This window comes from Xanthomarina sp. (genome assembly GCF_035306705.1).
Lineage (GTDB): Bacteria > Bacteroidota > Bacteroidia > Flavobacteriales > Flavobacteriaceae > Xanthomarina.
In genome coordinates, this window is record NZ_DATGNO010000004.1 from 1 (window position 1) to 10086 (window position 10086).

The 10086-nt window shown below is 35.9% G+C and carries 6 protein-coding genes; all 6 read right to left on the reverse strand.

The genetic code is table 11. The features are described 5' to 3' along the window. A partial coding sequence (locus VKY47_RS00305) for a type I restriction endonuclease subunit R (protein WP_324309279.1) occupies positions 1-2384 on the reverse strand: 2384 nt, incomplete at its 3' end. Beyond that, the gene (locus VKY47_RS00310; protein WP_324309280.1) at positions 2365-4278 is read right to left on the reverse strand and encodes a DUF262 domain-containing protein; all 1914 of its coding nucleotides are present in this window, start codon (positions 4276-4278) and stop codon (positions 2365-2367) included. The genes VKY47_RS00305 and VKY47_RS00310, both read right to left, overlap by 20 nt. Continuing rightward, entirely contained in the window at positions 4271-5671 is a 1401-nt protein-coding gene (locus VKY47_RS00315) for a DUF262 domain-containing protein (RefSeq protein ID WP_324309281.1), read from the reverse strand. Before VKY47_RS00315 ends, VKY47_RS00310 begins: the two co-directional genes overlap by 8 nt. Positions 5672-5697: 26 nt before the next feature. Continuing rightward, complete coding sequence (locus VKY47_RS00320) at positions 5698-6957, reverse strand: restriction endonuclease subunit S (protein WP_324309282.1); 1260 nt, start codon at positions 6955-6957, stop codon at positions 5698-5700. Beyond that, on the reverse strand, positions 6954-7616 hold the full coding sequence (locus VKY47_RS00325) for a transposase (RefSeq protein WP_324309284.1): 663 nt from the start codon (positions 7614-7616) through the stop codon (positions 6954-6956). The genes VKY47_RS00320 and VKY47_RS00325 overlap by 4 nt, the downstream gene beginning before the upstream one ends. Further along, positions 7616-9985, reverse strand: a complete 2370-nt coding sequence (locus VKY47_RS00330; RefSeq protein WP_324309286.1) for a type I restriction-modification system subunit M — start codon at positions 9983-9985, stop codon at positions 7616-7618. The genes VKY47_RS00325 and VKY47_RS00330 overlap by 1 nt, the downstream gene beginning before the upstream one ends. Positions 9986-10086: the final 101 nt, after the last annotated feature.

Consider the following 10086-nt stretch of genomic DNA (forward strand, 5'->3'; position numbering starts at 1 on the left):
TGTGCATCTTCTTTGTTGAAAAACTTGATATTAAAATCCTCTACCTCACTCCACTCATAAACACCTACTGCATCTAATGCGTCTTTTAACTCATGCAATACATTTACATCGGTTGCTTCGCTTAATGACGTCGCTGTGTAAAATGGATCAAATGATTTTTTTATATCATCGGTAGAATTAAAGAAGTCTAACACGAAAACATCTTCTGTTTTTTTACCTAGACTAGATGCCGCTCGATTTAATCGTGATAAAGCCTGAACCGCAAGTACCCCTTGTAGCTTCTTATCTACATACATGGCACATAGTTTTGGCTGGTCGAAACCTGTAAGGTATTTGTTGGCGACTACTAAAATGCGATACTCATCTTCATCAAACTTAAATCGTGTATCCTTTTCAGGAAAACCATTTAGTTCCGCTTCCGTGTATTCTATCCCATCAACTTTTTTAGTACCTGAAAAGGCAATAGCTATTTTAAAGGGATGGCCTTTATCTTTCAGAATAGTATTTAAGGCTTTATAATAACGAATGGCAGATTCTATACTCTGCGTTATTACCATAGCCTTAGCTCTCCCTTTTAGTTTTTTCTGGTTAACTATTTTAGGAATAAAATGGTCTAGAATAATTTCTGCTTTGGTGTTTATGGTTTGCTGGTGTTGTTCTACATAAGCTCGTAATTTTTTCTGCGCTTTCGTAGAATCGAATAAAGGATTCTCTTCAATAGACTTCTCTATTTCGTAATAACTTTTAAGGGTTGTATAATTCGCTAGTACATCGAGGATAAAACCTTCCTCAATAGCCTGTTTCATGGAGTATAGATGAAACGGTTTAAATTTACCTTCGGCATCTTTGACTCCAAATTTCTCTAAAGTAATGGGTTTTGGTGTTGCTGTAAAAGCTAGATACGATGCATTACCTCGCATTTTACGAGATTGCATTGCCTGTACTATTTTATCTTGTGCATCAAGCTCATCATCTTCATCAATCTGTTGTCCCATAGCGCGATTCATATTATCATGAGCCGAACCACTTTGGCTACTGTGTGCTTCATCTATAACCACCGCAAAACGCTTATCGCTTAAATCTGCAATACCATCTATGATGAATGGGAATTTCTGAATCGTAGTTATAATAATTTTCTTGCCTTGCTCTAAACTATCTCTTAATTCTTTAGACGAATAGGCAGGAGCAATAATGTTTTTAACTTCCGAGAAACTCGCAATATTATCACGGATTTGTTTATCTAATAGGCGTCTATCGGTTACAACAATTACCGAATCGAACAAGGGTTTTTCTAAATCTGTAACACCAGGCGTATTTAAGCTTTCTGGGTAGGTTTCTATGAGTTGATATGCCGCCCAAGTAATAGAGTTTGATTTACCAGAACCGGCAGAATGCTGAATTAAATAGGTTTGCCCTACTCCTTTTTTACTGGCATCTGCTATAATTTTACGCACCACATCCATTTGGTGATAACGTGGAAAGAATAAGGTTTTGGTTTGTAATGGGTCTTTCTTTTTACCATCTAAGCGTACAAAATGCTGAATGATATTAGCTAAACTCTCTCTGGTAAACACCTCATTCCACAAATAATTTGTTCTGTGGCCTATTTCTCCTTTTGGTAGTTCAGGGTTGCCTTTACCGTGTTTATTCCCTTTATTAAATGGTAAGAAAAATGTTTTAGTTCCATTTAACTTTGTTGTCATGTAAGCTTCATCTGTATCAACAGCAAAGTGTACTATACAACGTGCAAATTGCAATAAAGGCTGTTTGTTGTCACGTTTATTTCTGTATTGGTGCTGTCCATGTACACGTGCATTTTGACCTGTCCAATGGTTTTTTAGCTCCATCGTTACAATAGGTAATCCATTGATAAACAAAACCAAATCAATTTCTTCTCTTGGGTTATCTACACTATAACGCAATTGTCTTGTTTCGCTAAAGCGGTTTTGCTGAAAATTCTGCTTTACTTTTTTACTACTACTTGCTAATGGTAGTTGGTAAAACAAGGTGAAATTGGCATCGTCTACTTGCAAGCCTTTTTTTAGTAGATGCAGGACCCCATATTTTTTAATCATACGATCATAGCGATTTAGGATTTTTAGTTTCCAATCACTTTGCTTTTGTAGCTTTTCTAATTCCTCTTTTTGGGTGGTTTCAAGGAAATCCCAAAAGAATTGTTCGTCTATAGCAAACTGGGCATTAAAATTAGATGGCTGTCCAATATAATAACCTTTGCCTGTTCTATACAATGCAGCTTGTTCGTTTACGGCATCAATAGATTGCCCTTGCTTTTTCATATCCTCTAAGCAGGTTCCAGTTAAGGCTTTCTCTATAGCAGCCTCTAAAGCTTGTTCGTTGGTTTGGCTATGCATTTCTAAATTCATTTAATTTGTTTTTCATTAAATCAGAATGTTTCTTGATTTCTATCTCACTCCATTCTGGTTCAGACATCATTATCTGTTGTTTGAGGCTATCTGCACCTACTTTGTGGTAATAATCTTTTTTGGCTGATGGCATATGGTTGCTTAATCGAGAATTTTTACTGCTACTAATCAGACACAAATTTCCGAACATATCATATATGGAAGCATCTATTTTATGGTCTTTGGAAATTGGATTCTGTGGATAATAGTGTTCTACTGAACTTCTAAAAGTGAATTCAAAATCAGATGATCCTTTCACACCTTCTTTCCAAAGAATATAATCCAAATAGTTAAACACAAAATTCTCTACCGATGTCCCCTGATCCAATACATCCAAATTATAAGCGCCGGTATATCTATTTACAGACCTTCCTTGATTTTTATAAATGATTTCAAAATAATCTATTGCATCCATCGCAGTATATCGATCAAAGAAATAAGCCTCTGCTAGCTTAAGCAGATAGTCTCGATAGGCCACAGCATTAATTTGAGTTTGATCAAACAAATAGTTTAAAGCTCCGTTTAACCAATGCTTATAAACCAATGTGGGCGTTGAAACGTGGAACATAGACAATAGCATAATCAACTCTTTATTTAATGCCTCATCATTTTCCACACTATTTACGTAGCTCACCTTATTACCAGCATACCATTTTAGAACTTTTAAACTCCACTGGTCTTTTTCTCTGATAAATTCTCGTTTTATAATGTACTGATCAAATAGGTGTTTAATCTTCAATAAATTAAAACCAAAATCCTTTACAAATTGTATCTGTGTTTCCTTTTCTGCATCCTTTAAAAATGTTTTAAAGGAATCAATCAGTCTTTTATCATCTAAAGGAATATCAGACTTCGTTTGAATACGCAGTACGTGCAATAAAAAATTCGAGAAATTAATAACCGAAGTAAAACGTTCTGGAGCATCTTCTTTTTCGTCTGTGTTTACTTTAAAGGAACCTTTGTAATCAATGATTTCAGTAATATTCAATTGGGCGGAATGCTTATCCTCTTTGGCTGCTTCAAATATTCTAGTAGCAATATCATCCAAGGAATTACAATTCAACACATTCCAGTTGTTATCCGTAAATACAATATCTCGCTCTTTTGTAGAAAAACCGTATTGCACGTAGCGCTCCATATCGGTACAAGCTTCCCAAATAGTGTTGAATGCATAGGTCAATACTGGGTCGTCAGATAAAACTTCCAACATATTTGCTTTTAGAATTTCGTGCTTTTCCAGTTGTTCTCCGCGGTTGTTCATTATTTCAAAATAATGATTCAAATCGGTTACTTCTGGCACAGATACTCTAACTACTTTTACCTTTTCCGTTAAGTAGTTGTAGAAGATATTCACTTTATCTGGCGTATCTAAAAAGCGGGCTAAGACTTTTTCCGCATCATAATAGCGTTGCTTTATTTGAGGATTGTAATCTTTACTCGAAATAAAGGCTACCTCTTTTTGATTTTGATTGGTGATGACCTCCAAAGTTTCTGTTGACTTTTTACGACTGTCAAAACTTAAATCTAAGTGATAAGAAATTTTATCTTCTATTTCCTGATCAAACTTTCTATGTAGCGCATTCAGAAGTATTTTTAAAGTGGTTAAGCGTTGTTGCCCATCGATGGTTTCATAAGTTGTCTGACCATCTAAATGGCGCTCATAAACTACCAATGTACCAATGTAGTAATTGGTTTTAGACTTCTCTTCGTCAAAAGCATAGTCATATACATCCTGAATCAATTGCGTAATTTCTCCCAAGCCCCAGGTATAATTTCTTTGGTAGATGGGAATGACGTAGGAATCAGCATTCTCAAATAAAGATCCTATAGAAAATGAAGGGATTGTATTACTCATAGATAAATTTCATTTTTATAAATAAATCTTTAAGTGCTTTCGTTTTATCGGAGTTTACCAATTCCGCCTCCTGAAGCGGATGAAGCTTTATATTTAAAAAGTCGCTGGGTTTTAAAGCATCTTTTATGGTTTTGAAAATGAAGGGATGCGCTAAAGCATGATTATCCATACTTGCCAGTTGGACGCTATGCATCGTTAGACGTAAAGAATAACTCCATATAAATATTTTTTCTACAGCTCGTTCCATTTCCACCATCCCGAATTTGTCTACGTAAAAAGCCAGTGCACAATCAAAAAGATTACGAACATATTTATCGCCTGTTCTATCTTTTCCCGAATAAGTGTCTAGCGTGGTTAAAATTTCTTGAGCTATAGTATCCTCTTTTGATGAAAATTTTAATTTGTTGATGACCTTCTCATAATGCTGAATCATTTCGAAAAATCGTTTACCATTGATCACGATTTGATCTAATTGAAAAGGATAAGGCATTGTTTTGCCATCTATTTTTCTATTAAAATCTTGATTGTAGCCTTCTATATAAAAATGACTGATGCGATACATACTCGCAAATGGAAAAGGTTCTTTTACTTCTGGACTGATTCCTTTAAAAACATCCACATCATCTTTCGTGAATTTACGGGCAGACTTTGTATTACTCCAGTTTCTAATGCGAAATAAATAATGAGAAAACGTTTTCTTCAACGCATCCAACTCCATATTCTCCCAATCGTTAACGGTGGCTATACGTTCAGATTCGGTACTGCTCTCTAACATTTCACGAAGGTGAAACGCCTTTAGTAAATCGTGGGGAAAAAGATCGACGCCTCGGGCATTTTGGGAATCGAAAAATTGAAAAGCTTCGGATATGTCGTAAAGAACCACTTTTACCATTTCACAACATTCATAAAAAAATTGAACTGTGGCTTCGTCGAAATCATTTATTCTACGTTCAATTTCAAAATAATTATCACGAATGTTTTCTTTGCTCTGTGGGTCTTGAAAAGATAAGGTCGAAGTCACAGAAAGCTTAGGCGTACTTATTTTGGCTTTTTTTAATTTTTCTTGCAGGATTTCATTATTTTGAATAGCCAATCCGATCAGCAAAAGTGTAATAGTGCGTTGTTGACCATCCACAATATTCAGCATATTGTCTTCGTCCAGATGATAAACGATGGTTCCTAAACGATAGGCAGGTTTGGTTTTGAAAAAGAGAATATCATCCAATAATTGGTTGACGTTTTTGGACGACCATTTGTACGGACGTTGATAAGGAGGAATCACAAAGCGCGGCGTTTCCACCAGTTGCTGCACTGTGATAATTTCCGGTTGAATCTCTCTCAACTCCTTTTCTTTTGTAACCGCTATTGGGTTGGCTTCCAAAACTTCTCTCATAATAATTTTCACTAAAGTCTTCTAATTTAACTCACCCTCACCTTCCCCGTCACCACACTATTTATCAAACTACTCTTATACTCCTGCAACTTCTCTATTTCCTGGGTTTTAAGGGAAATGGCGGTGTCGATTTTTTGAGAAGCAGATTCTATGTAGGAAGAGATTTCTTTTTGTTCTGATATTGGAGGTAGAGTAATCGGCATATTACCAAAAGTGTCTTTGTTAACATACATTATCGTTGTTAAGGTTGAATTATTTTTAAAATAATCCTCTGAAAGTCTTACTAAATAGGTTAAGTAATTAGCATCAATTTTCAAATTAGTGAAACCTTGAATTTGTTGATTAATAATACAATCGAAATTAAGTGTAGAAGCAATACCAAAATTTCCAACACAAGTTGCTAATACACTACCAGCTTCGATAATTCTTGATCCTGTTTTCTTTTTTGAACTTTCATTCACACAATAATTTACAGCGGTTTCAAAAAGTTCAACGCTTCGTAAATGCTCTGTAGTTACCCAAGGAAACCCTTTACCATCAGTATTCAAATCTGGTTTTGCTCTTTCAGGAACAAATATCGTTGAATAGTATTTTGCTTTGGTAACCTCCCAATGCTCCGGAATCTCCCCAATCCATTCCACGCCAGAGTCTTTTAGGGCAACCTTGTCATTTAAACCACGAGTGACCGCTTTGTGTACAAGTATTTGCTTGCGTTCTTTTAAAAGGGCTATTTGCTGCTCCTTAATGCCAATGGCTTGGTCGATCTTTTCGGTTTTGTCGTCTAAAAATTTGGCGATGGCGGTTTGTTCGGGGAGGGGAGGAAAAACAAACTCGGAATTAGCAATATGAGTAAAACTTAAAGTTTGTCTTACTCCTGCTCCAAGAGTTTTCATATAAGCAACATCAAAAATATGTAGTAACCACTTATAGTACTCTTTAGACAATTTAATTACATTTTGAACAATAATATAACCAGAACTTACAACCACATCTTTGTCAGACAATGCAATTCTTAAACTTATAAGGTCATAATTTAAATTTAGAGGATTAATTAAAAACTCCCCTTTATTCAATACTTGATAAGATCGTTTTGTTGATTCTGGAATTTTTTCATCATCCTTATAAACTACTTTCCCAAAACTTATAGATCCTGAATTTAACTCAACATTATATGTTATTTTCTTTTCTTTAAAGATGTGTTTGAAACGTTTTAATTCCCAATGCTCAGGAATTTCTCCCAACCATTTCACGCCAGAGTCTTTATAGCTGTCGTATTTATTTATCATAAGGCAAAGAATTTATCGTTCTGCCAATTGGCCGGGTTATTTAGAATATAATTGGCAATTCGGTTATATTCGGGTTGGTTACGAATAATATGGTCGTGGTATCGGGATTGCCAATTAAAGGTAATGTTATTTTTGCGCGCCCAGGTGGTTACCGCAGATTTAAAACCACGTACAATAGATGCCAAATTTTTGGATTGTGGGCCAAATTTGTTTCCTGTTTCCGTTTCCGTTGTTGTTGAAACACCATCCGTAATTGTAGAGACGCCACGCATTGTAGAGACGCCACGCATTGTAGAGACGCAATGCATTGCGTCTCTACAATTACAATTACAATTACAATTACAATTGCAATTACGGATATGATTGCGATTATATTTATTTTCACCAATAAATATAATTCCATGAAAATGATTGGGCATTACCACAAATTCGCCTAATGATAAATTCATGTCCGGTCGTATGGCAATGGTTTTTATCCATTCTTGTTCCACGATATTGCCCAAAACTGATAAATTCATTTTTTGTTCTATAATTTCACCAAAATAATGTTCACGATTAGCAGTGCAAATGGTTATAAAATAGGAGGCGCTACTGGCATAATTCCAATTTTTTAATCGTGCCGAGGCAATTCTATATTTGTTTTGATATTTATCTGTCATTACACCATTTTTAAAATATCTGCAATTAAACCATCGCTTTGTTTTTCCAATTCCAAAATATCTTGGGTTACTTCTTCTATATCTCGTAATGGCATATGCTTGTAGAAGTATTTATTAAAACTGATTTCATAACCAATTTTGGTGTTGTCTAAATTAATCCAAGCCTCGTTTACGTGTGGTTTTACTTCCTTTAAAAAGTATTCGTGGATATTTTCTTTTAAAGGCACGTTTTCGGTATCTCGTAAATCACTTTCGGTTTCGTAGGTGATGAATTCGCCCTTTTTATCGGTTGCATAGTATCCGAAATCGGCTAAATCTTCTTCTTTGCATCCTAAGTGGATGAGAAGATTCTGTAGCTTATCGCCCGTTAATTTTTCTTTCTTCTTAATGATTTTTTCGGCATCGGCATCATACCAGCTCACTGCATTTAGAATGGCTTTTTTATCGGAAGCTGAAGCATTTAACTTATCTGTTTTGATAACTTTATTTACTTCTTTTTCAAAAATATTATAATCGGTATATAAAGTAGCGCCAAAATGTGCTTCTAACTGCTTTGCTAATTTTATATAGTGTTGGTGCTTTTGCCAAGTCTCCTTTTTAGTTAGTTTCTTTTTATTGGCTGAAGAAAGGTTTAAATCGTTCTGCTCGCACCATTCTAAAAGTTCTTCGGCGTGTACACTTATATCGTTATAAACGCTTTCCCCATAAGTTTCATACGCATAGCGCATAGGCTCTTCTAAATACTTATCGTAACGTAAAGTTTCTATACGCTCTGGGGTAAACTGTGCTTTCAAACGTTTTGGACGCTCTATCGTTACTTTGTAATACCCAAAGTCTTCATTATCAAAAATTTGTGCAGCGATACCTGCTTGTACTGAGCTTGTCGAAGTATCGCCTTCGCGTTCTACCGCTTTCATTTCGGTATAAACCTCAAGAATTTCAGTGATGTGTTCAGGCGCAAACTCACAGTTTTTGTTTCCTAAGTTTTTACGAAGCTTTCTGTACAGTTCTCCAGCATCTATCAGTTGTACTTTTCCCTGTCGGTGCTCTGGCTTATTATTACTTAAAATCCAGATATAGGTCGTGATTCCTGTATTGTAGAACAGGTTATTCGGCAATTGAACAATGGCTTCTAACCAATCGTTTTCTATAATATAACGACGGATATTACTTTCGCCACCGCCAGCATCGCCTGTAAAAAGACTACTTCCGTTATGTACAGAAGCAATACGAGAACCCGTTGGGCTTTGTGTTAGTGGTTTCATTTTGTTTACCATTTCCATTAAGAACAACAATTGCCCATCGGAAGAACGTGGCGTAGCATCTACTTCCTCTTCCACGCCCCAATAATCGGAAAGCATTATTTTAAAACGCGGATCTATAACATCTTTACCGTCTTTGATGTATTTAAGCTCACTACTCCATGATTTCCCATACGGTGGATTAGAAAGCATAAAGTCGAAGGTAGTTCCTGCAAATTCATCGGTAGATAAGGTAGAACCCACACGAATGTTTTCAGGATTATTCCCCTTAATCATCATATCCGATTTACAGATGGCATAGGTTTCGTCGTTAATTTCCTTTCCGAAAAGATAGACATCTCCCATAGCTCTAATAGCACCTTCTTCGTCTTTTATAAAGTTTTGAGATTCTGTAAGCATTCCCCCACTCCCACAAGCTGGATCGTAGATGGTCATTACCGGTGGAAGACTATCTTTGATAGGGTCGAAAATAATGTGTGTCATTAAATCAATCACTTCACGAGGTGTAAAGTGCTCTCCTGCTTCTTCGTTATTTTCTTCGTTGAATTTACGTATCAACTCTTCAAATACATAGCCCATTCCTAAGTTAGACAAGGCTGGTAGTTTTCTACCTTCCGGGTCTTCTTTTTCGTAAGGGGTTAAGTTAATATATGGTGACGTGAATTTTTCCAACACATCTAACAGTACATCTTTGGTTGCCATGTGACGTACTTGACTACGCAGTTTGAATTTATCTACAATTTCCTTCACATTAGGACTGAAACCGTTGAGGTAGTCCTCAAAATTGGCTTGTAGTATTTGTGTACTGTTGGTTGCTGTATCTTTTATTTTTTGAAGTGTCCATTTGCTGGTATTGTAAAACACATAGGTAGAAGCTTCACGTAAGCCGGTTTCATCCCATTCGGTAAATTTAGCTTCGTCTCGCTGAAAAGCTAATTCTTCTAGAACGGCGTCTTTCGTTGGCTCTAGAAGCGCATCCAAACGGCGCAAAACAATCATGGGTAAAATAACGTCACGGTATTTTCCGCGGACATATACATCTCTTAGGCAGTCGTCTGCGATAGACCAAATAAAAGATACGAGTTTATTGTGTGAAGATTTATTCATGGGGTGTATTTATGCTGTGGTGTAAAAATAAAATGGAATCAATAAGTTAGTTAAAATTTAAAGCTTAAATATAGTAAAATTGGTGGGATTTGGGTTTGGGT

Coding starts and splice junctions, on each gene's coding strand:
- VKY47_RS00310 (WP_324309280.1), bottom strand. CDS start 4,278: ATGAGTAATACAATCCCTTCATTTTCTATAGGATCTTTATTTGAGAAT.
- VKY47_RS00315 (WP_324309281.1), bottom strand. CDS start 5,671: ATGAGAGAAGTTTTGGAAGCCAACCCAATAGCGGTTACAAAAGAAAAG.
- VKY47_RS00320 (WP_324309282.1), bottom strand. CDS start 6,957: ATGATAAATAAATACGACAGCTATAAAGACTCTGGCGTGAAATGGTTG.
- VKY47_RS00325 (WP_324309284.1), bottom strand. CDS start 7,616: ATGACAGATAAATATCAAAACAAATATAGAATTGCCTCGGCACGATTA.
- VKY47_RS00330 (WP_324309286.1), bottom strand. CDS start 9,985: ATGAATAAATCTTCACACAATAAACTCGTATCTTTTATTTGGTCTATC.